The sequence below is a fragment of the Stenotrophomonas bentonitica genome, assembly GCF_002887735.1.
Classification (GTDB): Bacteria; Pseudomonadota; Gammaproteobacteria; order Xanthomonadales; family Xanthomonadaceae; genus Stenotrophomonas; species Stenotrophomonas bentonitica_A.
The window spans coordinates 281,967-305,235 of record NZ_PKQP01000001.1; the positions used below are offsets into that span (position 1 = coordinate 281,967).

The 23,269-nt window shown below is 68.0% G+C and carries 20 protein-coding genes and 1 tRNA gene; 9 read left to right on the forward strand and 12 right to left on the reverse strand.

The genetic code is table 11. The annotated features are described in order from the left end of the window. The first annotated feature begins 24 nt into the window (after nucleotides 1–24). On the forward strand, nucleotides 25–852 hold the full coding sequence (locus tag C0R07_RS01260) for an inositol monophosphatase family protein (protein ID WP_019182815.1): 828 nt from the start codon (nucleotides 25–27) through the stop codon (nucleotides 850–852). Between the two features lie 113 nt (nucleotides 853–965). Here the strand turns inward: C0R07_RS01260 and htpX are convergent, their stop codons facing one another. Then, a complete protein-coding gene (gene htpX, locus C0R07_RS01265; protein ID WP_070470190.1) occupies nucleotides 966–1,838 on the reverse strand; it encodes a protease HtpX in 873 nt (290 codons plus the stop codon). A 93-nt stretch (nucleotides 1,839–1,931) separates the two neighbouring features. Here htpX and gluQRS point away from each other — a divergent pair, with 93 nt between their 5' ends. The 3 genes from gluQRS to phaR all read left to right on the forward strand — a co-directional run bounded on the left by gluQRS (nucleotide 1,932) and on the right by phaR (nucleotide 4,292). Then, nucleotides 1,932–2,837, forward strand: coding sequence for a tRNA glutamyl-Q(34) synthetase GluQRS (gluQRS, locus tag C0R07_RS01270; protein WP_102788039.1), 906 nt, complete (start codon nucleotides 1,932–1,934; stop codon nucleotides 2,835–2,837). Nucleotides 2,838–2,890: 53 nt separating this feature from the next. Then, nucleotides 2,891–3,631 carry an acetoacetyl-CoA reductase gene (gene phbB, locus C0R07_RS01275; RefSeq protein ID WP_070470196.1) on the forward strand — a complete coding sequence of 247 codons (741 nt, stop codon included), beginning with the start codon at nucleotides 2,891–2,893 and terminating at the stop codon, nucleotides 3,629–3,631. A gap of 121 nt (nucleotides 3,632–3,752) precedes the next feature. Then, entirely contained in the window at nucleotides 3,753–4,292 is a 540-nt protein-coding gene (phaR, locus tag C0R07_RS01280) for a polyhydroxyalkanoate synthesis repressor PhaR (protein ID WP_070470221.1), read from the forward strand. Nucleotides 4,293–4,412: 120 nt separating this feature from the next. Here phaR and C0R07_RS01285 read toward each other — a convergent pair whose 3' ends face one another. The 6 genes from C0R07_RS01285 to C0R07_RS01310 all read right to left on the reverse strand — a co-directional run bounded on the left by C0R07_RS01285 (nucleotide 4,413) and on the right by C0R07_RS01310 (nucleotide 11,981). Further along, on the reverse strand, nucleotides 4,413–5,375 hold the full coding sequence (locus C0R07_RS01285; RefSeq protein WP_102788040.1) for a TraB/GumN family protein: 963 nt from the start codon (nucleotides 5,373–5,375) through the stop codon (nucleotides 4,413–4,415). A 2-nt stretch (nucleotides 5,376–5,377) separates the two neighbouring features. Next, nucleotides 5,378–6,319, reverse strand: coding sequence for a DUF1684 domain-containing protein (locus C0R07_RS01290; RefSeq protein ID WP_102788041.1), 942 nt, complete (start codon nucleotides 6,317–6,319; stop codon nucleotides 5,378–5,380). Nucleotides 6,320–6,329: 10 nt separating this feature from the next. After that, on the reverse strand, nucleotides 6,330–8,213 hold the full coding sequence (gene mutL, locus C0R07_RS01295) for a DNA mismatch repair endonuclease MutL (RefSeq protein WP_070470204.1): 1,884 nt from the start codon (nucleotides 8,211–8,213) through the stop codon (nucleotides 6,330–6,332). Between the two features lie 105 nt (nucleotides 8,214–8,318). After that, nucleotides 8,319–9,929 carry an N-acetylmuramoyl-L-alanine amidase gene (locus tag C0R07_RS01300; RefSeq protein ID WP_102788042.1) on the reverse strand — a complete coding sequence of 537 codons (1,611 nt, stop codon included), beginning with the start codon at nucleotides 9,927–9,929 and terminating at the stop codon, nucleotides 8,319–8,321. An 88-nt stretch (nucleotides 9,930–10,017) separates the two neighbouring features. Next, nucleotides 10,018–10,500, reverse strand: a complete 483-nt coding sequence (tsaE, locus tag C0R07_RS01305; RefSeq protein WP_070470209.1) for a tRNA (adenosine(37)-N6)-threonylcarbamoyltransferase complex ATPase subunit type 1 TsaE — start codon at nucleotides 10,498–10,500, stop codon at nucleotides 10,018–10,020. A 2-nt stretch (nucleotides 10,501–10,502) separates the two neighbouring features. Next, a complete protein-coding gene (locus C0R07_RS01310; RefSeq protein ID WP_102788043.1) occupies nucleotides 10,503–11,981 on the reverse strand; it encodes an NAD(P)H-hydrate dehydratase in 1,479 nt (492 codons plus the stop codon). Between the two features lie 72 nt (nucleotides 11,982–12,053). Here C0R07_RS01310 and queG point away from each other — a divergent pair, with 72 nt between their 5' ends. Together queG and xseA are read left to right on the forward strand one after the other, a co-directional pair. After that, nucleotides 12,054–13,142: a tRNA epoxyqueuosine(34) reductase QueG gene (queG, locus tag C0R07_RS01315; protein WP_019182804.1), complete on the forward strand. Its 1,089-nt coding sequence runs from the start codon at nucleotides 12,054–12,056 to the stop codon at nucleotides 13,140–13,142. Between the two features lie 60 nt (nucleotides 13,143–13,202). Then, nucleotides 13,203–14,543, forward strand: a complete 1,341-nt coding sequence (gene xseA, locus C0R07_RS01320; protein WP_102788044.1) for an exodeoxyribonuclease VII large subunit — start codon at nucleotides 13,203–13,205, stop codon at nucleotides 14,541–14,543. 30 nt (nucleotides 14,544–14,573) lie between these two features. Here the strand turns inward: xseA and C0R07_RS01325 are convergent, their stop codons facing one another. Beyond that, nucleotides 14,574–15,476 carry a M48 family metallopeptidase gene (locus C0R07_RS01325; protein ID WP_070470864.1) on the reverse strand — a complete coding sequence of 301 codons (903 nt, stop codon included), beginning with the start codon at nucleotides 15,474–15,476 and terminating at the stop codon, nucleotides 14,574–14,576. Nucleotides 15,477–15,579: 103 nt separating this feature from the next. Beyond that, complete coding sequence (locus tag C0R07_RS01330; protein WP_102788045.1) at nucleotides 15,580–17,475, reverse strand: formylglycine-generating enzyme family protein; 1,896 nt, start codon at nucleotides 17,473–17,475, stop codon at nucleotides 15,580–15,582. Nucleotides 17,476–17,703: 228 nt separating this feature from the next. On the opposite strand from C0R07_RS01330, the gene rnd reads away from it, so the two are divergent. Next, entirely contained in the window at nucleotides 17,704–18,783 is a 1,080-nt protein-coding gene (gene rnd / locus C0R07_RS01335) for a ribonuclease D (protein WP_070471061.1), read from the forward strand. Between the two features lie 86 nt (nucleotides 18,784–18,869). Here the strand turns inward: rnd and C0R07_RS01340 are convergent, their stop codons facing one another. After that, a complete protein-coding gene (locus C0R07_RS01340) occupies nucleotides 18,870–21,101 on the reverse strand; it encodes a TonB-dependent receptor (RefSeq protein ID WP_390331215.1) in 2,232 nt (743 codons plus the stop codon). Nucleotides 21,102–21,493: 392 nt separating this feature from the next. On the opposite strand from C0R07_RS01340, the gene C0R07_RS20210 reads away from it, so the two are divergent. Together C0R07_RS20210 and C0R07_RS01345 are read left to right on the forward strand one after the other, a co-directional pair. Beyond that, entirely contained in the window at nucleotides 21,494–21,616 is a 123-nt protein-coding gene (locus tag C0R07_RS20210; protein ID WP_261798213.1) for a hypothetical protein, read from the forward strand. A 103-nt stretch (nucleotides 21,617–21,719) separates the two neighbouring features. Next, a tRNA-Ala gene (locus C0R07_RS01345) sits at nucleotides 21,720–21,795 on the forward strand. 69 nt (nucleotides 21,796–21,864) lie between these two features. On the opposite strand, the gene C0R07_RS19855 is transcribed toward C0R07_RS01345, so the two are convergent. After that, nucleotides 21,865–22,035 (reverse strand): hypothetical protein, encoded by a 171-nt coding sequence (locus tag C0R07_RS19855; protein ID WP_167390307.1) that lies wholly within the window; start codon nucleotides 22,033–22,035, stop codon nucleotides 21,865–21,867. Nucleotides 22,036–22,159: 124 nt separating this feature from the next. Next, a complete protein-coding gene (locus tag C0R07_RS01350) occupies nucleotides 22,160–23,182 on the reverse strand; it encodes an NADP-dependent oxidoreductase (protein ID WP_167390308.1) in 1,023 nt (340 codons plus the stop codon). Between the last annotated feature and the right edge of the window lie 87 nt (nucleotides 23,183–23,269).

The following is a 23,269-nucleotide window of genomic DNA, read 5'->3' on the forward strand; positions in this document are numbered from 1 at the left end:
CTGCCTTTACGGGAGCTTTTCGCCATGCAGAAACCCGCCGTCACCGTCATGGTCAAGGCCGCCCGCCTCGCCGGCAACGTCCTGTTGCGCAACATCAACAAGCTCGAGGCGTTGAACGTCGTGCAGAAGGGCCGCATGGACTATGCCAGTGAAGTCGATGCAGATGCGGAAAAGGTCATCGTCAAGGAACTCAAGCGCGCCTATCCCGAGTACGGGATCATGGGTGAGGAAGGTGGCGTGCAGTCGGTCAACCGTTACATGTGGGTCATCGATCCGCTGGACGGCACCAGCAACTACCTGCGCGGCTTCCCCCATTACTGCGTGTCCATCGCCCTGGTCGAGAACGGTGAGCCGATCGACGCGGTGATCTTCGATCCGCTCCGCAATGAGCTGTTCACCGCCAGCCGGGGTGCCGGCGCGGTGTTCAATGACCGCCGTATCCGTATTGCCGAGCGCAAGGATCTGGGCGGCGCGATGATCCATACCGGTTTTGCGCCGCGTGAGCGCCAGCGCACGAGTGCACAGCTGAAGGCGGTGGACGCGCTGCTGGTGCAGGCCGAAGACGTGCGGCGCACGGGCTCGGCCGCGCTGGATCTGGCCTACGTGGCCTGTGGCCGTGCCGATGCGTATTTCGAGGCCGGCGTGAAGGCCTGGGATATCGCCGCCGGTGTGCTGCTGGTCCGCGAAGCCGGTGGCCGCGTATGCGACTTCAAGGGCGCCACGCCGGCCCGCATGGACAGCCGTGGTCCGGAAACCCAGCAGATCGTTGCCGGCAATGTGAAGATCAGCGATGCGCTGCAGAAGGTGCTGGTCAATACCGGCTACGCGGCCGAGTTCGACGCGAAGTTCTGATCGGGCTGGATGTGATCTGCATGACGACGGCGCCTTCGGGCGCCGTTGTTGTGTGTGGGAACAAAAACGCCCGGCGAAAGCCGGGCGTTCTGGTCAGCGCATCGCGGTGCGGATCACACCACGGTGTTGTTGGCAGCGCGCAGGGCGGCGATGCGCTCGTCCAGCGGGGGGTGGCTCATGAACAGCTTCCTGGCGGCGCCGCCAGCGATGCCGAAGGCGGCGATCTGGGTCGGCAGGGTGCTCTGGCCGTGGTTGACCTTGAGGCGCTCCAGGGCGGCGATCATCTTCTGGCGGCCGGCCAGGTGCGCGCCACCGGCGTCGGCGCGGAACTCGCGGTGACGGGAGAACCACATGGAGATCATGGTGGCGAACAGGCCGAACACCATTTCCAGGACGAACACGATGATGTAGTAGGCAAAGCCGCGGCCGCCGCCTTCGCGGTTGCCGGACAGGGCGCTGTCGATGAAGCCACCGACGATGCGGGCCAGGACGATCACGAAGGTATTGAGCACGCCCTGCAGCAAGGCCATGGTGACCATGTCGCCGTTGGCGACGTGGGCGATTTCATGGCCGAGCACCGCTTCGGCTTCGTCTTCGCTCATGTTGTGCAGCAGGCCGGTGGAAACCGCGACCAGCGCCTTGTTTCGGTTGGCGCCGGTGGCGAAGGCATTGATTTCCGGCCCTTCGTACACGGCCACTTCGGGCATGCCGATGCCGGCTTCACGGGCCTGCCGCTCGACGGTGGCCAGCAGCCAGCGTTCGGTCTGGTTGCGCGGCTCGGTGATCACCACCGCGCCGGTGGAGCGCTTGGCCATGAACTTGGAGAGCAGCAGGGAAATGAACGAGCCGCCGAAGCCGAAGATGGCGGCAAAGACCAGCAGACCGCTCATCTGGTTGGGATTGACACCCAGCACCGACATCACGATGCCGGCCAGGATAAGCACCGCAAAGTTGGTCAGCAGGAAGAGAGCAATGCGACTGAACATGGGAAAAGGACGCTCGTTGGAGGTTGATGACTGCAAATCTGCGGGGACTTCAGCTTGAATTCAAGTCGCAAACTGACCGACGATTCATAGTCCATGTCCGATTCCTCCTATTGCGGGCGCTTCGCGCCCTCGCCCACCGGCCCGCTGCACCCCGGCTCATTGCTGGCGGCGCTGGGCAGCTGGCTGCTCGCGCGCCATGCCGGCGGCCGCTGGCTGGTGCGGGTGGAGGATGTCGATCCTCCTCGAACGGTGCCCGGTGCGGTGAACGGCCAACTGGCCGCGCTGGCCGCCTTCGGGCTGTGCAGTGACGGGCCGATCGTCCATCAGAGCCAGCGCGGCGCGCTGTACCAGGCGGCGCTGGACCGGCTGCTGCGCGAGGGCAATGCGTTCGCCTGCCATTGCAGCCGCAGCGAGCTGGCCACGCAGGGCGGCATCCATCACCACTGCGTGGCCCGCGCCGCGCGTGCGCAGCCGGCGGTGAGGCTGCGGGTACCGCCGGGCAGCGTGGTGGGGTTCGAGGACGGCCTGCAGGGCCGGATCGTGCAGGACGTACACGCCGAGGTCGGCGACTTCGTGCTGCGCCGGGCCGACGGTTACTGGGCGTATCAGCTGGCGGTGGTGGTCGACGATGGCGCGCAGCACGTGACCGACGTGGTCCGGGGCGCGGACCTGCTCGATTCCACTCCACGCCAGATCCTGTTGCAGCAGGCGCTGGGATTGCCGACCGCGCGCTACCTGCATCTGCCGCTGCTGCTGGGTCCCGATGGGCGCAAGCTCTCCAAGTCCGAGGCCGCTCTGCCGATCGACCCTGCCGACCCGCTGCCGGCCCTGCGCCGGGCCTGGGCGCAGCTCGGCCAGGACCCGGCGATCGGCGCGGGTGTCGAGGACGTTTCAGGTTGGCTGCACCAGGCGGCGGCCTGCTTCGATCCGGTGCGATTGCCACCGGGCGACATCCCCATGCGGCAACCGGCTGACGGGGCTGCCCCTTTTGCCCGCTGATGTTGCAGAATCCTGTTCCCCCTTGTTGGCCCTGCCTTTCGGAGTAGCTGCTCATGACATCTCGCGTCGCACTGGTCACCGGTGGTACCGGCGGTATCGGTACTGCTATCTGCCAACGCCTGGCCGACCAGGGCCATCGGGTCGCCACCAACTACCGTGACGAAGCCAAGGCCAAGGCCTGGCGCGAGAAGATGCTGGCCCGCGGCTGCGATGTGGCGATCTTTCCGGGCGATGTATCCAAGCCGGACACGGCCGAAAGCATGGTGCAGGCCGTCGAAGCGGCGCTGGGCCCGGTCGAGATCCTGATCAACAACGCCGGCATCACCCGCGACACCACGTTCCATCGCATGCGTGCGGACCAGTGGCACGATGTCATCAACACCAACCTCAACTCGGTGTTCAACGTCACCCGCCCGGTAATCGAGGGGATGCGCCGCCGCGGCTGGGGCCGGGTCATCCAGATCAGCTCGATCAACGGCCTGAAGGGCCAGTACGGCCAGGCCAACTACGCGGCGGCCAAGGCCGGCATGCACGGTTTCACCATTTCCCTGGCCCGTGAGAACGCGGGTTTCGGGATCACCGTGAACACCATCTCTCCGGGCTACGTGGCAACGGACATGGTGATGGCCGTGCCGGACGAAGTGCGCGCCAAGATCATCGCCGACATTCCTACCGGCCGCCTCGGCAAGCCGGAAGAGATCGCCTACGCAGTGGCCTTCCTGGTCAACGAGGAAGCGTCCTGGATCACCGGCTCCAACCTGGACATCAACGGCGGCCACCACATGGGGTGGTAAGCGCCGAAAATGCTGCACTCCATGTTGCGCAACATAAATGCGGCCCCTTGCTACCTATGGCGGTTGCATAGGCTGCTGCACTGCGCCATGCTGCGCGCCTACTGTGATGAGTGACTGCTTCATGGCTGCGACCCGCATTATCAAGAAGTACCCGAACCGCCGGCTCTACGACACGGAAATCTCCAGCTACATCACCATAGAGGATGTGCGCCAGCTGATCCTGGACGGTGAGGACTTCGAGGTGCGTGACGCCAAGAGCGGCGATGACCTGACCCGCTCGGTGCTGCTGCAGATCATCGCCGACCAGGAGCAGGACGGCGAACCGATGCTGTCCACCCAGCTGCTCAGCCAGCTGATCCGCTTCTATGGCGACTCGCTGCAGGGCTTCATGGGCAACTATCTGGAGCGCAGCATGCAGGTCTTCCTGGACCAGCAGCAGCAGTTCCGCCAGCAGATGGGCAATCTGCTCGGCCAGACCCCCTGGGCGATGATGAACCAGCTGACCGAGCGCAACATGGAGATGTGGCAGGACTTCCAGCGCAACATGGGCGCCGGCTTCGGCGGCCGCCCGGGTGGCACCGGGACGGGTACCGGCACGGGCACGGGTACCGGCAAGAAGCCGGAAACGCCGCCACCGGGCGCAGGCAAGACCCGCCGCTGAGCCCACGCTCGGCGCAATAAAGAAAAAGGCGCTGCCCTCGGGCCGCGCCTTTTCTCGTTCCAAGGTCCGGCGACGTCATCGACCCGTGCGGTCGGCCCTATCGCCGTCCAGCCGCGCGCATCAGCGCTTGGGCTTGGCGCAGCCGGTGCAGACGCGCTCCACCTTGTAGCCCTTGGCGCGCAGCTTTTCGACCACACCGTCGTTGCCGAGCAGGTGCAACGTGCCCACCACCACCATCGTGCCGCCCTGCCCGGCCTGCAGATGCTGCTGCAGCTTGGGCACCCAGGCATCGTTGCGGTCGGTGTTGATGCGCTTGTAAAGCTGCGGGTACTGGCCGCGCATTTCGGTGGCCATCGAGGTCCACAGCAGCTTGTCGTCGCCGCGGCGCCAGGCGTCATGCAGCTTGCGCCCCATCTCGTCGCCCTTGCCGGCCTGCTCCAGCGCTTCGGCCACCATCTGCTGCTGTTCCTTGGCCGACATGCCCGACAGCACCGCGATCTGCGTGTCGATATCCTCCAGCCCGGCAGTCGCCTTGCCCGCGCTGGCAGCCCGCGTCATGAAATGCCGGTCCAGCCCCAGCGCCGGGTCCAGGCCCATCTTGGTGAACTGGCTCAGGGTGATGGTCAGCCCGACGAACCACGGTTTCATGCCCTGCAACTGGGCCAGCGGCAGCTTGTTTTCCTGCGCATAGGCCTGCAGCCGGGTCCAGGTGGCCGCATCGAGGTCGCGCTTGAGTTCCGAGCCATCGGTGCGCATCGCCGCCTGCACCATCTTCTGCGCCAGTTCGGGCGACTCCATGTCCTGCGGCGAGAGTTCGAACACCACCCGCTGCGAGGCGGCGAAGGCCTGGTCGACATCCGCCGACAGCGGGTAGTCCGTGGGCTGCAGCAGATGGAACGAGCCCAGCAGGTACACGCGGCTGTCGCCTGGGCCGGTGACCTTCCACAGCAGTGGAACCGGCGGGCTGGCCTTGGCGGCTGCGGGTGCACGCGGCGCGACCGGGCGCGCGTCGGCGCTGACCGTGCCGGCCAACAGGCCCGCAGCGATCAGCAACGGGGACAACAGACGCGACAACATCGACATGGTCAAGCCTCTCCTTCGGGGGCGTGGTACGCCTGCTCACCGGCGTCCACGCGCAGGTCCAGGCGGTTTTCAGGGGGCGTCAGCGGACAGGTGGCAAAGGGCGTGAACGCGCACGGCGGGTTGTAGGCCTGGTTGAAATCGATCACCACGCGGCCCTGGTCATCCGGCGCAGGCAGATCCAGATAACGGCCGGCCGGATAACTGCCGTGACCACTGGTACGGTCACCAAAGATCACGAACAGCGCGCGGCCCGGCTCGCCGATGGCTTCCAGCCGCCAGGTGCGGCCGTCGCGCTCGAACTCCAGGGCGCCCGCATTGGGCATGTTCGTGGTCAGGCCGGTGATGTCCACGATCGGCAGCGTCTGGCCGGCCGGGTGCGGCACGAAGCGCGCCGTGACGCGCCACGACGCGCCGCCCGGCCAGTACGTCAAGCCGGTGAAGTTCGTCCGCGAAGGCGCGTCGGCCTGCTTGACCCGCAGCGCGAACCGCTCGCCGCGATGGATCAGGCTGAGTCGGCCCTTGCCGTCGTCGAAGGCGATGACGGTCGGGGTCGGATCGCGATCGCTGAAGAAGCGGATGCGGCCGGTGACCGGCTTGCCATCCACCTGCATCGCCACCCCACGCTCGGGCGTGAACCAGACGGCGTCACCTTCGCGCGCGACCATGCCCAGCTTGTCCGGGCCGACCGCCAGGCGGATGCCGCTGCCCGGGCCGCGACCGATGTAATGCGCTTTGTATTCCAGCCAATGCAGGCCGACCAGGCTGGTCCAGCCGTCGGCGGCATGCAGTTCCTCGTAGCGCTGTTGGCGCCACTGCTGCTGTTCGGCCTCGAAGGCTGGATCGATCGCCACCTTCGCAGGGGCATCCACCGCTTTCTCGCCACACCCCGCCACGCTCACTGCCAGCAGCAATACCGCCGCCCACACTCCCCAGTGCTTGTTCATGACCGTCCTCTCAACGTCCGCGCAGGAACCAGCGGTCGATTTCCGCCAGCGAAAAACGGGCCCAGGTCGGCCGGCCGTGATTGCACTGACCCGAGCGTTCGGTGATTTCCATGTCGCGCAGCAGGCCGTTCATTTCCGGCACGGTCAGGCGCCGGTTCGCGCGCACCGCGCCATGGCAGGCCATGGTCGACAGCAGTTCGTCGCGGGCGCTGGCGATGCGACGGCTCTGGCCATGCTCGCGCAGGTCGGTCAGCACATCGCGCAGCAGCGCCTCCGGCTCGGCATTGGCCAGCAGGGCGGGAATGCTGCGCACGTGCAGCGAGCCGGGGCCGGCGCGGGTGATTTCAAAGCCCAGCGAGGTCAAGGTCTCCGCTTCGCGTTCGGCGGTGTCGGCGTCGCGCTCGCCGACCGCCAGGGTGATCGGCACCAGCAGCGGCTGCGCATGCAGGCCCATGCCGTCGTGTGCGGTTTTCAGGCGCTCATAGCCGATGCGTTCGTGCGCGGCATGCATGTCCACCACGATCAGGCCTTCGGCATTCTCGGCGAGAATGTAGATGCCATGCAGCTGCGCGATCGCATAGCCCAGCGGGGGTACGCCACTGTCGGCCGCCGTGACCGGCAAACCACTTTCGGTTGGCATCGGCGGCAGGCTGCCGCCGGCGGCGGTGCCACCGGGCGCGCCATACAGCGCCGCATAGGCGGAAGGGGCATCGGCCACGCGCAGGCCCAGTGGCGATTGCTGCGGGCGCCAGTCGCCGCCCATGCCACCCCCACCGCCACCACCGGCTGCACTGCCGGCGAGTGCATAGCCCCCATTGCCTGACGAAGGCAGACCGTAGGCCGGCGCCGCGGTCGCGGCACTCTCCGTGGCGTGCACCTGCGTGCCGGCAGCGGTCATGCCGGCGCGCGTTTCCGCCAGCGCTTCCTTGAGCGTGCGGTACACAAAATCGTGGATCAGGCGCGAATCGCGGAAGCGCACTTCATGCTTGGCCGGATGCACGTTGACGTCGACACGGGTCGGGTCCAGCTCCAGGAACAGCACATACGCCGGCTGGCGACCATGGAACAGCACGTCGCCGTAGGCCATCTTCACCGCGTGGGCGACGCTGCGGTCACGCACCGAGCGGCCGTTGACGTACAGGTACTGCTGATCGGTGCTGGCCCGCGAGTAATGGGGCTGCGCGATCCAGCCGTGCAGGCGCAGGCCAGCACCGCTGTGGTCCACGCGCAGCGCCTGGTTGGCGAAGTCTTCGCCGAGTGTTTCGCCCAGGCGCGCGTCCGAGTACAGATCGCCGGGCTTGTAGCGGCGCGAAGGTTTGCCGTTGTGCGACACGCGCAGCTCGACATCCGGCCGCGCCAGCGCGAGCGAGCGCAGCCACTCTTCGATATGGCCCAGCTCGGTGCGCTCGGCGCGCAGGAACTTGCGGCGGGCCGGCACGTTGTAGAACAGCTCGCGCACTTCCACGGTAGTGCCCGGCGCATGCGCGCGCGGGGTCACCTCGCCAAGCCGGCCGCCTTCGATCTGCAACGCCGAGCCGTGTTCGTCGATGGCACGGCGCGAGCTCAGGGTGAAGCGGCTGACCGAGGCGATCGACGGCAACGCTTCGCCGCGGAAGCCGAGCGTGGCCACCGACTCCAGATCATCCAGGCTGGCGATCTTGCTGGTCGCATGGCGCGACACGGCCAGCGGCAGCTCTTCCGGTGCAATGCCACCGCCGTCATCGCGGATGCGGATCAGCCGCACGCCGCCCTCTTCCAGGTCGATATCAACCCGCGTGGCGCCGGCGTCCAGCGCGTTCTCGACCAGTTCCTTGACCACGGACGCGGGCCGCTCGACCACTTCGCCAGCGGCGATCTGGTTGATCAGGATCTCGGGAAGCTGGCGGATGCTCATGCGCACCTCCAGCTGACGGAGGTGAGAGGCGCAGCGGCGAGGGGGATTCGGGAAACAGACGTCATCCCGTGATGATAGCGTGCGCCGGGCGGTACCGTGGCGGGCTTACTTGCTGCCGCCCGCCACGGTACCGGCGGCGTCGATCTCGGCCTGGGCGCGCGCAGCGTACAGGGTGCCCGGCGGCGGCTGGCGGCTGAAGAAGGTATGCACGCCATCGAGCACGGCCCCGGCGATCTGGCGCTGGTAGGCCGGATCGATCAGGCGGCGCTCTTCATCCGGGTTGGAGATGAACGCGGTTTCGACCAGCATCGCCGGCATGTCCGAGGTGCGCAGCACCGCGAAGTTAGCCCGTTCGATGTTGGGCTTGTGGTTCTTGCCGATCCGCTTCAGGCCGCCCAGCACATGCCCGGCGGCGTCTTCGGAGGCCTTCATGTAACCGCTCTGGGCCAGATCCAGCAGCACGTTGGCCAGGGTGCCTTCGGTCTGCTGCAGGCGCACGCCACCGACCAGATCGGCGGCGTTTTCCTTGTCGGCCAGCCAGCGCGCACGCTGCGAGGACGCGCCCTTGGTCGAGAGCACGTAGACCGACGAACCGGTGGCCGCGCGGTTCTCGGCGGCATCGGCGTGGATCGAGATGAACATGTCGGCCTTGGCGGCGCGCGCCTTCTGCGCGCGCATCGGCAGCGGGATGAACACGTCGCTGTCGCGGGTCAGATAAGCCTTCAGGCCGGGCGTTGCGTTGACCTGGCGGGCCAGTTCACGCGCCACTGCCAGGGTGATGTCTTTTTCGCGCTTGCCGGTCGGGCCGACCGCGCCGGGATCCTGGCCGCCGTGGCCCGGGTCGATCGCGATCACCAGCGGGCGCATGCCGGCACGCATCTTCACCCGCGAGGCGTCGCTGGGCATCGCTGGACGCGGGTTCTCCTGCGGCGTCACCGGGGTGGGCGTCGGCGCCGGGGTGGGCACCGGCGCACTGGCGACCACGGCCGTGGTCGACTGACCGGCGAGGATGGCGGCCGGTGAAGCGCTGTTGCTGGCGGCATTGGCGGTGCCGGCAGCGGCCACGTTGACGGTGGTGGCGGTGGTCGCCGCCGGGCCCGGCGCCGGTGCCGAGGTGGCGACGGTGGCGCTGGCCTGCTGGCGCACCGAGGCGGTCAGCAAGGCGGTGGCGCGCGCGGCATCGCTGCGCGCCTGTGCGGATTGGGCAGCGGCCTGCGCGGGCGTCGGAGTGGCTGCGGCCGGCGTGGAAGCCGGTGGCGCAGGCGTCGGCGAAGACGCAGCAGCAGGTGTCGGTGTCGGCGCGCTGGCCACGCGGGTGGACGTTGGCGCATCGCCCGGCCACTCGATCACCAGCCGCGATTGATCCCCCTGCTTGATCATCTGCGGGCGGAACGGCGCGACCGATTCGGCCAGGTCGAACACCACGCGGAACGTGCCCGGCACCGGCTGCCCGGTTCGGACCGCCGTGACCACACCCTTGGGCGCCGGCAGTTTGAGGTTGCGGATCGCGCTCGAGTCCGGGAAATCGACCACCAGGCGGTTCGGACCGGCCAGGGACAGGGTCTTGTAACCCCCGCTGCCGGCCAGCGAAATCTCCGCACGGGTACCGGTCGCACCGGTCTCCACGGCCACCTGGCGGACTTCGCCCGCCCACGACAGCGCGCTCGCCAGACAGAGTCCGACGGCAGTGCAGATGGCGGTGAGTGATTTCCCCATTGGCATGGGTCTGGATTCAATCACCGCGCTGAATGAAATGCAACTCCTTTTCCCTTAATAATCCGTAACCTGCCGGTGGTTCCTAGTGTCAGCCGACAGAAAGGGCCTGCAAGTCACCCCCTTGGGGGAGCCGTTCGAGCCATTCGCGACCGGCAGGACTGGTCGCCGTGAGCCGGGCGCGCCGCCCCTGGCCATGGATCTCCAGTGCGACGTCCAGATCGGTCGGCGGCAGCGCACCGGCGCCGCGCTCGGGCCATTCGACCAGCCACAGCGAGGCGCTGCCCTCGTCCAGCCCCAGGAAATCCAGCTCCTGCGCATTGCCGATCCGGTACAGGTCCAGATGCCAGGCTTCGTGCCCGTCGGCCAGCGGGTAGCGTTCCACCAGGGTGTAGGTCGGGCTGCGGATCGCGCCCTGCACGCCCAGCGCGCGCAGCAGGGCGCGGGCCAGGGTCGACTTGCCAGCCCCCAGGTCGCCCTGCAGCTGCATCACCGCCTGCGGCGGACGGGTCGCGGCCAGCCATTGCCCGAGCAGGTCGGTGTCCTGGGTCTGCGCGAGGAAAAACTCGATCATGTTCAAACGTCCGGATTGACCAGCCGGCGCAGCGGAGCCAGCAGATCGGTGGGAAGCAGGCCCCGCTGGCCGTCACTGGCGGCGGCATCGCCGGCCAGGCTGTGCAGCAATGCGCCGGTACTGGCCGCATCGAACGCGCCCAGGCCCTGCACGCGCAGGGCGGCAATGATGCCGGTGAGCAGGTCGCCCATGCCACCCACGGCCATGCCGGGGTTGCCGGCGGCGATCACCCGCGGCACCGAGTCGGGCGCGGCGACCACGCTGCCGGCGCCCTTGAGCACCACCACCGCGTGGAACCGGTCGGCCAGCGCTTTGGCGGCAGTGAAGCGGTCCGCCTGCACCTGCGCCGCGCTCAACCCGAGCAGGCGCGCGGCCTCGCCCGGGTGCGGGGTCAGGATCGCATCACCGGGCGGCTGCGGTGCCTTGGCCAACAGGTTCAGGGCATCGGCATCGATCACCAGCGGCTTCCCGCTGGCCAGCACCTGCCGCCACAGTTCGCGTGCCCAGTCGTCCTGGCCCAGGCCCGGCCCGATCGCGATCACCCCGGCGCGTGGCAGCAGGGCCTGCAGCTCCTGCGCGTCCTGCACGCCATGCACCATCGCTTCGGGCAGGCGGGCCAGCAGTGGTGCGACATGCGCTGCCTGGGTCGCTACGCTCACCAGCCCTGCGCCCGCGCGCAATGCCGATTCACTGGCCAGCATCACCGCGCCGCCGCTGCCGAGATTGCCGCCCACGCACAGCACGTGGCCGGATTCGCCCTTGTGGGTGTTGGCGCGGCGGGCCGGCAATTGTGCGCGCAGGCGTGGTTGCTGCCAGCACTCGGCGCTGTGCTGCACGCCCTGGTCGCCGTCGGCAGGCAGTTCCAGCGCGGCCAGCCGACGCCCGCCGACATGCTCCAGCGCCGCGCCGGTATACAGCCCCTGGTGGCGCACGATGAACTGCAGCGTGACCGTGGCGCGGATGGCGACGCCCGGCACGTTACCGGTCTGCGCATCCACGCCACTGGGCACGTCCAGCGACAGTACCGGCAGGCCCGAGGCAGTGATCGCGTTGATCAGATCGGCCGCCCCACCGGCTGGCGCGCGGTTAAGGCCGATGCCGAACAGCGCGTCCACGAGCAGGTCCACCGGCGGCAGGCCGCCATCGAAATGCGCTACCGCACCGCCGGCGGCGATGAACGCCTGCTCGGCCTGCTGCGACAACGTCGTGGCCGGGGCATCGGTCGCCAGCCGCAGCACCGTCACCTGGCGGCCGGCTGCACGGGCCAGACCGGCCAGCACATAGCCATCGCCGCCGTTGTTGCCGGCCCCCACCACCACGCCGATGCGCTGCGCCTGTGGCCAGCGCTCCAGCAGGCAGTGCCAGGCGGCCAAGCCGGCCTGTTGCATCAGCGAGGCTCCCCCATCGCCCAGCAGGGCGCTGGCCTGCGCATCCAGGTGGCGCGCGGCGGCGATATCGAACAGTTCAGCAAGCTCGGGCATGCCGGGATTCTATACTTGTCGCCCAGGCGCAGCCTTGCCGCGCCCTTCCCAGGCTCCGTTTCCGCCCAGGCCATGTCCGCCGTCCCCCTCCCCGCCCCCGTCCACCTGGCCCGCGCCGCCGACCGCATCCGTGCGATCGCGCGCGTGCATGGCTTCCAGCGCTGCGGCGTGTCCGGGATCGATCTGCGCGAGGACGAAGCCCACCTGGCCGACTGGCTGGGCAAGGGCCTGTACGGCACGATGGAGTGGATGGCGCGGCACGGCACCCTTCGCGCGCGGCCGGATGAACTGCTGCCGGGCACGGTGCGGGTGATCTCGGTCGGTATGGATTACGGCCACAAGGATGACGCCGAAGCCTGGAACACCCTGCATGATGGCGACCGCGCCTACGTGGCGCGCTACGCCTTGGGCCGCGATTACCACAAGCTGATGCGCAACCGGCTGCAGAAGTTCGCCGACAGCATCGCCGCGGAAATCGGTCCCTTCGGTTACCGCGTGTTCGTCGATTCGGCCCCGGTGCTGGAGCGCGCCCTCGCGCGCAATGCCGGGCTGGGCTGGATCGGCAAGCACACCTGCCTGATCGACAAGCAGGGCGGTTCGTGGTTCTTCATCGGTGAGATCTACATCGACCTGCCGCTGCCGGTGGATACACCCGCGAGCGCGCACTGCGGCACCTGCACGCGCTGCATCGATGTCTGCCCGACCCAGGCGATCATCGCCCCGCACCGCCTGGATGCACGTCGCTGCATTTCCTATCTCACCATCGAACATGACGGCGCGATTCCCGAGGAGATGCGCACCGCAATGGGCAACCGCATCTACGGCTGCGACGACTGCCAGCTGGTCTGCCCCTGGAACAAGTTCGCCAAGCGCACCGACGAGCCGGATTTCCGCGCGCGCAATGACCTGGACACCGCCTCGCTCGCCCAGCTGTTCGCCTGGGAAGAAGACGAGTTCCTGCGCCGCACCGAAGGCAGCCCGATCCGCCGCAGCGGGCATGAACGCTGGCTGCGCAACATCGCCGTGGCGCTGGGCAATGCGCCGACCCATGCCGAGACCCTGGCCGCGCTGCAGGCACGGCGCGAGCACCCTTCGGCGATCGTGCGCGAGCATGTGGCCTGGGCCCTGCAACAGCACGCCACGCGCGCCACCGCGGGATGAAGCATCGCCGCCGACGTGCGACCATGGCCCCCCGTTCGTACCGTTTGGCCTGATGCCCCCATGGACCGCAGCGCGCAGATTCTCACGCCCAGCCAGCTCAACATCCTGGCCCGCGACCTGCTGGAAGGCGCGTTCCCGCTGATCTGGGTGGAAGCCGAACTGGGCAGCGTTACCCGCCCGGCCTCAGGCCATATGTATTTCACGCTGAAGGACGCGCGCTCGCAGATCCGCGCGGCGTTGTTCAAGCCCAAGAGCCAGTGGCTGAAGTTCGTGCCGCGCGAAGGCATGCGCGTGCTCGCGCGGGGCCGGTTGACCCTGTACGAAGCCCGCGGCGAGTACCAGATGGTGCTCGACCACATGGAAGAAGCCGGCGAAGGCGCCCTGCGCCGCGCCTTCGAGCAGCTCAAGGCGCGGCTGGAGGCCGAGGGCCTGTTCGCGCCCGAGCGCAAGCGGCCGATGCCGGCCCATCTGCGCCGCCTGGCGGTGATCACCTCGCCCACCGGCGCGGCGGTGCGCGACGTGCTGAGCGTGCTGGAACGGCGCTTCCCGATGCTGGAAGTGGATCTATTGCCCAGCCTGGTGCAGGGCGACAGCGCCGCCGCGCAGTTGACCTCGTTGCTGCGTTCAGCCGATGCCAGCGGCCGTTACGATGTGATCCTGCTGACCCGCGGCGGCGGCTCGATGGAGGATCTGTGGGCCTTCAACGACGAGCAGCTGACCCGCGCGATTGCCGCCAGCCAGACACCGGTGGTCTCTGCGGTGGGTCACGAAACCGACTTCAGCCTCGCCGATTTCGCCGCCGACCTGCGCGCGCCCACGCCCTCGGTCGCGGCCGAACTGCTGGTACCCGACCAGCGCGACCTGCTGCTGCGCGTGCGCCGCCTGGATGCGCGCCTGGCACAGCTGCAGCGGCACAGCCTCGGGCAAGCGATGCAGCGGGCCGATCGCGCCCTGCTGCGCCTCAACGCACAGAGCCCGCAATCGCGCCTGCAGCTGTTGCAGCGCCGCCAGCAGGATGTCGCGCGTCGCCTGCACGCAGCGTGGACGACACAGCATCAGGGCCGCCTGGCCCATCTGCGCCACGCCGCGACTGTACTGCGCAGCGGTCACCCGCAGCGCCGGCTGGATGCCCTGCGTGAGCGCCTGCAACGGCTGCTGCCACGTGCAGACAGTGCAATCGGCCGCCAGCTGCAGCGCGACAATCTGCGCCTGCGCGCGCTCGCCCGTTCGATGGAAGCAGTCAGCCCGCTGGCCACCGTCGCGCGCGGTTACGCCATCCTGACCCGCGAGGACGATGGCAGCCTGGTGCGTTCGCCGCTACAGGTGCGCCCCGGCGATACGCTCCAGGCACGCGTGCAGGACGGCGTGATCGACGTAACGGTCAACGAACCGGCGCGCTGACCCAGCGCGCCCACGCCACGCCGTTCGCCTTCAACGCCCCGCGCTTTCGCAGAACTTCTGCCGGTATTCCATCGCCTTGGGCATCAACGCCTGCAGGTTCTGGATGCGCGTGCCCGGGTTGGGATGCGTGGACGCGAATTCCGAGGTCGACTGCCCCCCACTGGCCTGCCCCATCCGCTCCCACAGCGGAATCGCTTCCTGCGGGTCGAAGCACGCTGCGGCGGCCAGCATCAGGCCCACCTCATCGGCCTGGGTTTCATGGCTGCGCGCATAGGGCAACAGGTAGCCGTAGCCCATCGCCGACATCATCATCTGCTGCTGTTGCGGGTCCATGCCGCTGGCGGCGCCGGCCATCTGCCCGATCTGGGTCATCTTCTGCTGGGCCATGCGCTGGGCCCCATGACGCAGCAAGGCATGCGCGATCTCATGCCCCATCACCACCGCCATCGCATCCACCGTACGCGCGACCGGAATCAGCCCGGTATAGACCGCCATCTTGCCGCCCGGCAGGCAGAACGCATTGGCCTGGTCGGACGGGATCACGTTGACCTCCCATTCGAAGTCACGCGCGAAGTGCGCAGGCTTCAACCCATGTTCCTCGGCGAGCGCGGTTTCCACCACGTCCACCTTGGCGATCAGGCGCTGGGCGATCGCCTGGATCTCGCGCGACTGTGGCGCATTCGGATCCAACGGCCGCTCCTGGGCCAGGATTTCCTGGTAGGCCTGCAGGCCGAGCGCCTTCTCTTGGCTCGCATCGAGCGAGCTGTCGATCAACACGCTTTCGCCGGTGTACGGATCCACCGCACGGTTGGAGAACCAGTAGAACGCGGCATAGCCGGCGAAGGCCAGCAGTACCCACCAGCGGATGTTGCCGAACAGGCCCGGCCGCCGGGCGCGGCCCTGCTGCTGACCGCCGAATGGATCGTTGCGCATGCGCTTGCTTCCTGAGATGGCCGCGGCACCCTGCCCGACACTGCGCCAATCCTAGAACGCGCGGTGGGTGGCCGGGTGAAAATCCGACCCGGCGCGCCGTTGGTCAGATACCGCGGACCAGGCGGAAGCCGATCCGGGCGCTGGTGGTGTCCGAGTCCTGCGACTGCCGCCACGCCGCGCGGGTCTGTGCCGGAGCGTTGGCCCAGTTGCCGCCACGGATCACCCGCTGCCGGCAGCCGGGGTTGAACCAGGCCACGCCATCGGCAGGTGCCCGCCGGTAACTGGCATGCCAGCAGTCGGCCACCCACTCGCTCAGGTTCCCGGCGATGTCGTGCAGGCCCCAGGGGTTGGGATCGAAGCTGCCCACCGGCGCCGGCCCCCAGTATCCATCGCCGTAGCCGACGAAGGCGTTGTACCAGTGCCGGCCGGAGGGTGAGACATCCTCGGCGCCGGTGAAATTGCCGGCGCGCGCGGGCGGCGTGCCCGCATCGCCCCACGGGTAGCGGCCACTGCTGCCCGCGCGCAGCGCGTATTCGAATTCGGCCTCGCTGGGCAGGCGGTACGAGCGTCCGGTCTGTTCGGACAGCCAGGTCGCGTAATTCTCGGCATCGCGCACGCTGACGTGCATCACCGGCAGGTTGGCGATCGCCTCGGCGCCGTTGTAATCGGACTGCCAGTCCACGCCGCTGCGGCGGACGAAGTTGCCGCTGCGCTCGTCGTACACGATCGAATGCCCGCGCCGCGTGGCACGTGGGCGGGCCTTGGTGGATTGCACGTAGCGGCGGAAATCGGCGACCGTCACTTCGGTGATCGACATCGCAAAGCCGCGCTCGAACCGCACGTAATGCGAGGGTTTCTCGGCATCGGTCGCGCCCAGTTCGTTCTCGGCGGCGCCCATCTGGAATCCGCCATGCGGCACCACGATCATCTGGGGCCCGCGGCCACCATCGCGCAGGGCATCGCTGAACACCTGCCGCGGCCGGAAGCTGCCGTAATGGGTGACCAGTTCGATGCGCTCGCGCAGCTGGCCCACGACGGGATCACCGGGCAATGCGATGCGCAGGGCATCTTCCAGTTTCTGCCGCGCCGGCTTGAGACCCTGCGGCGTGGCCAGATCACGCAGGCCCTCGTTGCGCAGCCGCGCCAGGGTGTCAGAGCGGATGTTCTCGATGCGCTCGAAGGCATCGGCGATGGTGATCGAAGAGTCACGCACCTTGGCCGCTTCGGCCAGCCACGTCCCCGCGGTCGCAAAGTCAGTGGCCCGCGCGGCCGTTTCCGCACGCCGGATCAGGGCGCTCTCTGCGGCGGCCAGCCCCTGCCGGGCACGAGGATTGTCCGCGTCCAGCGCCAGCGCCTCGCGGAAATTGGGGATGGCGCCATCGCCGTCTTCGCCGATGCGATCGGCACGCAGATCCTCTTCACCGGCGCGGTTGTAGGCCACCACGCGCTGGGCGATCTCCACCCGCGACTGCAGCTCACGTACCTTGGCATCGTCGGGCGCCAGGGTCAGCAGGACCAGGGCCATCTCGCTGGCCTGGGCCAGCGCCTCACGCTGCTTGAGCGGGCGGTCCAACAAGGCGGACGCTTCCTCCAGCAGACGCTGACGGGCGCGCTTCAGGCCGGCCTGGGCCACCCTGTCCTTGGGATCGCGCTCCAGCAGCGCCAGCCAGATCGGAATCGCATCCTCGGCGCTGCGGTACAGCCGGTCTTCTTCGAAGGCGCGCGCGGCGTCACGGCGTGCCTGCGCGGCTTCGCCGTCGACGAGGGTGACCGCAGGTGGCTGCCAGCGCTCCACCGTCTCGGCCGCATCCTCGCCACCGATGGTGACCTGCGCCACCGGTGCGCTGGGCGTGGGCCGCGGCGCAGCGGGCGTGGCCGCTGGGGTTGCCGGGGCGGGCGCAGGCGCGGGCGAACAGGCGGCCAGCACCCCCAGCAGTGCGGTGAACAGCAGCGGCAATGTGCCTGACGGTCGCAAATGGGGGTCCTTGGGGCATGGCATCGTCTTGCAGCGCCTGCGCCCTGCCGCACGCCGTGTGCCCCGGGTGCAGTCGCGTTCCAGGCGGCATGCCGCAGGTGCGGACAGGCGATCATCATAATCGCCACCGTCGCGGGCGGCGACCGCTGGCGGCCCGGGCGTTCATCGCACTGCGCAGGCATGCCGGCCGTGGCACGGGGTTAGGCTATCCTCCCCGACCTGAGCACCCCTTTGCAGTACATGGAATCCCACGTGGCTTACTGGATCAAAACCCCGGCGGAACTGGACGAGCGCTTCCGCCAGCGCCCCACCCGCATCGGCCTGGACACGGAGTTCATCCGCGAGCGCACCTACTGGCCGCAACTGGCCCTGGTACAGATGGCGGTCGGCGATGAAATCCTGCTGATCGACCCGCTGATCCCCGGCATGAACGAGGCCCTGGCCCCGTGGCTGACGGATACCTCGATCCTCAAGATCATGCACAGCGCCAGCGAAGACCTGGTCACCTTCAAGGTCGCCTGCGGCGTGCTGCCACGCCCGCTCTTCGACACCCAGATCGGCGCTGCGCTGGCCGGCATCGGCGGCGGCATGGGTTACCAGAAGCTGGTCACTGCGGTCACCGGCGTCACCCTGGCCAAGGGCGAGACCCGTTCGGACTGGATGCGCCGCCCGCTCTCGGAGGCACAGCTGGAGTACGCCGCCGACGACGTGGAGTACCTGTTCCAGATCCACGACACCATCGACGCACGCCTGGAAGAACTCGGCCGCCGCCAGTGGCTGCAGGACGATGCCGAGCGCCTGCTCGCCAGTGTGGAACACGATGAAGAGCGCTGGCCGCATGTGGCGATGCGCTCGGCGCAGTTCATGGATACCCCGGCACAGCTGCGCCTGCTGCGGTTGCTGCGCTGGCGCGACGTGCAGGCCCGCGCCAGCGACAAGCCGCGCAGCTGGGTGCTCGACAACGAACTGGCCGCCGTGCTGGCACGCACGCCGCCGGCCGATGTGGATGCGCTGTCCAAACTGATGGAAGGCTTCCCCAAGGCCCCGCGCAAACTCGCCGCGCAGGTCTGGCAGGCGCTGATCACCCCGCTTGCCGATGAAGCCGAAGCCCCTTTGGCGCTGCCGGCCAACGATGCCAACAAGCAGGCCCTCAAGCGGCTGCAGGATGCGGTCAGCGCGCGCAGTGCCGAACTTGGCCTGCCCGACGGCGTACTGGCCTCGCGCAAGCACCTGGAAAGCTACATCGAACGCCGCCAGTGGCCCACGGCGCTGGCCGGCTGGCGCCAGGCGCAGCTCGAGCCGATCCTGGCCCCTCTGCTGCCACCTGCCTGAAACGACAACGCCACGCATCTGCGGGGCGTTGTCTCTTGGATCCGACACACCGGTGCCGCAGCAGCGCAGCACCGGCGACGTGGGTCTTACCAGTTCATGTTGAGCGACACACCCACGGTGCGCGGTTCGTTGTAGACCGCGGCCATGTAGTTCTCGATCACACCCTTGAGGTTCTTCTCATTGGTGATGTTGCGCGCGAACAGCGCCACTTCCCAGGCACCGTAGTTGGCCGAGTAGCCCAGCTTCAGGCCGCCTTCGAAGCTGCCCTTGGAGTTGAATTCGGCCGAGTCGTACAGCACGAAGCTGGTGTAGCCCTGCTTGTTCCAGTCGGTGGAGACGAAGAACACATCGGCGTCATTGACCGGCATGTCGTAACGCGCGGCCAGGTTGATGTTGTACTTCGGTGCATTCGGCAGCGGGTTGCCGTTGATCTGCGCGAAGGTGTTGGCACCGACCTTGATGGTCGGGTCGTTCACGGTGCACACCACGGCGCCGTTCAGGGCGCAGACCTGCGCGTACACGCGGTCGTCCTGGATCTTGCTGTGCAGCAGGCTGACGCCGGCGCTCAGGGCCAGGTTCGGGATCGGGCGCAGCTCCATGTCCGCTTCCAGACCGTAGGCCTTGGCCTTGTCGGCGTTGAAGAGCACGCCGTTGCCGTCCGAATCGTTGCCGTTGAGCTGGATGTCGTTGACCACATAGGTGAACGCAGCCGCGTTCACGCGCAGGCGGTTGTCCCACAGGCTGCTCTTGATGCCCGCTTCCCAGGACAGGATGGTTTCCGAGTTCGCCGTGGTGAAGTCGGCATTGAACACGGCCGAACGGCCCTGGATGGTCGGGCCGCGGAAGCCGCGGGCCACGCGCGCGTACACGCTCAGCTGCGGGTTGAACGCATACATCGCGCTCAAATCCCAGCTCGGCGTGGTGTCGGACATCTCCACGTAGGTGCGGCCCTTGTAGGTCACGGCACCGGCGGCGGTATCGGCGGTCTTGAGCAGGCGGGTCTTCTTCTCGTCCTTGGTCTGGCGCAGGCCGGCGGTCAGGGTGAACTTGTCGGTCACGTCATAGCTGACCTGGCCGAAGCCGGCCCAGGAGGTGTTGACGTTGCGCAGGCGAACCCAGTTGTTCGGGTTGCGCGCGTTGCCCTGCAGGAACCAGGCGCGCTGGTAGAAATCGGTGGTGTCGCGACCGTCGAAGTAGAACGCGCCGACCTGCCACTTCAGGCGGTTGTCGTCGGCGTTGGCCAGGCGGAACTCCTGGGTCCACTGGTCCAGATCGCGGATCTGGCCCATCGACTGGCCGTAACCGTTCGGCACGCCGTTGACCGGGTAGTTCACGGCCGCGCCGCCGTCGGTGTCACCGCGGCTGTAGCCGGAGGTGGTTTCGTAGGCGGTGATCGAGGTCAGCGAGACGTTGCCGAAATCGTAGATGGCCTTCACCGAGCCGCCGTAGGTCTTGTAGGCCTGCGGGTTGTTGTCGGCTTCGTCGTAGGCGACCTGGTCGCGCGGCACGTCGGTCTTGTTGGAGCCCTTGGTCAGCGCGCTGCGCAGGAACAGGGTCGAGGTGCCGTCGTAGTCGCGTGCATGGGCCGAGGCCAGCAGCGAGAAGTTCTCGGTCGGCTGCAGCAGCAGCTGCGCGCGCACGTTGCGGTCGTCGAAGCCGCCCATGGCGTTCTTCTTCGGCGAGACCGTGCCATCGGCGCTGGGGCCGCGGTAGGTGTTGTCGACGTAATCATCGCGGTGCTGGTACAGCGCCGACACGCGGAACGAGGCGATATCGTTGATCGGGCCACCGAAGCCGCCGTCGATCGCCACGCTGCCGTAGGTACCGTAGCTGGCCTGCACGCGGCCGCTGTAGTCCTGGCTCGGCTTGATGGTGTCGAACTTGACGATGCCGGCGGTGGTGTTGCGGCCGAACAGCGTGCCCTGCGGGCCGCGCAGCACTTCGATCTGGTCCACGTCATAGACCGGGTTGGACTTCAGCACCACGTGCTCGAGCACCACGTCGTCCTGGATGATCGAGACCGGCTGCGAAGCACCCAGGTAGAAGTCGATGTTGCCCAGGCCGCGGATGTAGAAGCGCGGGAAGATGCGGCCGGTGGTGGTTTCAGCGTAGAAGCTGGGCACCTTGCCCGACAGTGCCAGCAGGGTGTCGTCGCCGCCGGCGGTGTAGTCGCGGATCTTCTCGCCCTGCACCACACCGACCGAGACCGGCACTTCCTGCAGGTTGCGCTCGCGGTGGTCGGCGGTAACGGTGATGGTGTCCAGCGAGGTCGCGCTGGCCGACTGCGCGTCCTGCGCCGAGGCGGCAGCGGACAGCATCAGCGCAGCCGAAGCGCAGGCCAGCGCCAGGGCGTGGCGGCGCGGCAGCAGGGCGGCCGGCAGGGAACGGGAAAGAAGACGCGTCGACACAGGGGCGTGGCGTAGAGCGGGCATGCAGAGGTCTCTGGTAGTACAGATCGGGGCAGCCGGCGAGATGGCCGGGCACCATAGGAAATCGACACCGCTGTGGAGACAGCGATGCGGCACGGTATTGGCTGGATGTTGCAGATTGGTGTCAGGGCGTTCTGGGCGACGGCTGTCCGGCCCCCCTGGTCCACTGGCTATGCGGCCGCGTTTTCTGGCGCGGATTATGCCCGGCCCACGCGCGCGCCGGAAGGGCAGCGTTCGGGTTTGGACGCCTACCGGGCCATCGGTCACATGTCGCCCGGCGCTTGTCGCCCTTCGTGGTGGCCAACCTGGCCGGGCGCAGCGTCGGCGTGGCGGCCAAGCTGGACAAAGCCCTGCTGCGGCAGGTCGAATGGGCACCTGGCAGGACACCCGGCGCCGGCCCGTGACCCGGACCAGGCACCCCTTGGCAGGCAATGCCGGTCGGCGCTAGACTAGGCCCATCGCGAGGTACGGCCGAGGTCGGGTACGCCACGCAGTTGCACCACCCGTGGGGCCATAGCTCAGCTGGGAGAGCGCGTCGTTCGCATCGACGAGGTCAGGAGTTCGATCCTCCTTGGCTCCACCACTATTCAAGACAACGCCTCGGAAACCAGGTTTCCGGGGCGTTGTTGTTTCTGCAGGTTGCGCGGGTTGCTTACGCGCCCTCGGGATTGTCCTTGCGCTCCGGCCGGCGTGTGCCTGCATCGTGGATCGCCTGATCGGTCTGTCCCGGCCGCTGCTTGGCGGTATCGTCCTGCTTGCGGTCCTGCTGGCTCTCTTCGATGCCTTCCTGCTTGCCTTGTTCGCTGGGCTTGGTGTCTGCCATGGTTCTACTCACTGATGCGGGCACCGGGACGGCGCCTTCAAGGGCAGACTAACCAGCCGATCGTGATGCACGAATCACGATCGACACGGCCTCGCACACGTCGCGCTCACGCGCGATACGCCGGTCAATCCAGCTTGACCACCAGCTTGCCGAAGTTGCGCCCCTTGAGCAGCCCGAAGAATGCCTCGGGCGCGTTCTCCAGGCCCTCCACGATGTCTTCGCGATACTGCACGCGGCCGTCCTTCAACCACTGCCCCATCTCGCGCAGGAACGCCGGGAACAAGGCGTGCAGGTCCGACTGGATGAAGCCGCGCACGGTCAGGCGCTGGCGCAGCACCTGGCTCATGAAACCCGGCAGCCGGTCCGGCCCGGGCAGCACCGCGCCGCGCGCGTTGTAGGTGGCGATGGTGCCGCACACGGGAATGCGCGCGAAATCGTTGAGCAGCGGCGCGACCGCATCGAACACATGTCCGCCGACGTTCTCGAAGTAGACATCGATGCCATCGGGCACCGCCGCGCGCAACTGCGCGGCAAAATCGTCGGCGCGGTGATCCAGCGCCACATCGAAGCCCAGTGTTTCCAGGTACGCGCGCTTCTGCTCGCCACCGGCAATGCCGACCGTGCGCGCCCCCTGCAGCTTGGCGATCTGCCCCACCGTTGCGCCCACCGGGCCACTGGCAGCCGCCACCACGAGCGTTTCGCCCGGCTGCGGCTTGCCGATTTCCTGCAGGCCCACGTACGCCGTGAATCCGGGCATGCCGTACACACCCAGTGCAGTGCTGATCGGCAGGTCGTTGTCCTCGAGCTTGCGGCTGAGCTGATCACCATGGATGACCGCGTGCGTCTGCCAGTTGCCCGGTGCCAGCACATGCTCGCCGATGGCGAAACCGGGATGGTTGGAGGCGAGCACTTCAGCAACGGTGCGCCCTTCCATCACCGCATCCAGCGCAACCGGTGCGGCGTAGGACGGCCCCTCCTCCATGCGACCACGCATGTAGGGATCCAGCGACAGATAGCGATTGCGCAGCAGCACCTCGCCCGGGCCAGGCGCGGGCACCGGCACGTGCTCGATACGGAAGTTGGATGAGACGGGAGCACCGTTCGGGCGAGAAGCGAGCACGATGCGGGTGTTGGTGAGTGCGTTCATCAGCGGATCGCTCCGGGGAGACGGAAAAGGAATCCCGACAGTACGCCGTCCGGGCACGTGCGGGCGGGGGGTAAAACAGCGTTCCAT

Bases quoted from the DNA above. Each gene is read 5' to 3' on its own strand.
- C0R07_RS01330 (WP_102788045.1), bottom strand. From the start codon at position 17,475: ATGCCATGCCCCAAGGACCCCCATTTGCGACCGTCAGGCACATTGCCG.
- C0R07_RS01340 (WP_390331215.1), bottom strand. From the start codon at position 21,101: ATGCTGTCCGCTGCCGCCTCGGCGCAGGACGCGCAGTCGGCCAGCGCG.
- tsaE (WP_070470209.1), bottom strand. From the start codon at position 10,500: ATGATCGAGTTTTTCCTCGCGCAGACCCAGGACACCGACCTGCTCGGG.
- htpX (WP_070470190.1), bottom strand. From the start codon at position 1,838: ATGTTCAGTCGCATTGCTCTCTTCCTGCTGACCAACTTTGCGGTGCTT.
- phbB (WP_070470196.1), top strand. From the start codon at position 2,891: ATGACATCTCGCGTCGCACTGGTCACCGGTGGTACCGGCGGTATCGGT.
- C0R07_RS19855 (WP_167390307.1), bottom strand. From the start codon at position 22,035: ATGGCAGACACCAAGCCCAGCGAACAAGGCAAGCAGGAAGGCATCGAA.
- queG (WP_019182804.1), top strand. From the start codon at position 12,054: ATGTCCGCCGTCCCCCTCCCCGCCCCCGTCCACCTGGCCCGCGCCGCC.
- C0R07_RS01350 (WP_167390308.1), bottom strand. From the start codon at position 23,182: ATGAACGCACTCACCAACACCCGCATCGTGCTCGCTTCTCGCCCGAAC.
- C0R07_RS01285 (WP_102788040.1), bottom strand. From the start codon at position 5,375: ATGTCGATGTTGTCGCGTCTGTTGTCCCCGTTGCTGATCGCTGCGGGC.
- C0R07_RS01300 (WP_102788042.1), bottom strand. From the start codon at position 9,929: ATGGGGAAATCACTCACCGCCATCTGCACTGCCGTCGGACTCTGTCTG.
- C0R07_RS01310 (WP_102788043.1), bottom strand. From the start codon at position 11,981: ATGCCCGAGCTTGCTGAACTGTTCGATATCGCCGCCGCGCGCCACCTG.
- gluQRS (WP_102788039.1), top strand. From the start codon at position 1,932: ATGTCCGATTCCTCCTATTGCGGGCGCTTCGCGCCCTCGCCCACCGGC.
- mutL (WP_070470204.1), bottom strand. From the start codon at position 8,213: ATGAGCATCCGCCAGCTTCCCGAGATCCTGATCAACCAGATCGCCGCT.
- C0R07_RS01290 (WP_102788041.1), bottom strand. From the start codon at position 6,319: ATGAACAAGCACTGGGGAGTGTGGGCGGCGGTATTGCTGCTGGCAGTG.
- C0R07_RS01260 (WP_019182815.1), top strand. From the start codon at position 25: ATGCAGAAACCCGCCGTCACCGTCATGGTCAAGGCCGCCCGCCTCGCC.
- phaR (WP_070470221.1), top strand. From the start codon at position 3,753: ATGGCTGCGACCCGCATTATCAAGAAGTACCCGAACCGCCGGCTCTAC.
- C0R07_RS01325 (WP_070470864.1), bottom strand. From the start codon at position 15,476: ATGCGCAACGATCCATTCGGCGGTCAGCAGCAGGGCCGCGCCCGGCGG.
- xseA (WP_102788044.1), top strand. From the start codon at position 13,203: ATGGACCGCAGCGCGCAGATTCTCACGCCCAGCCAGCTCAACATCCTG.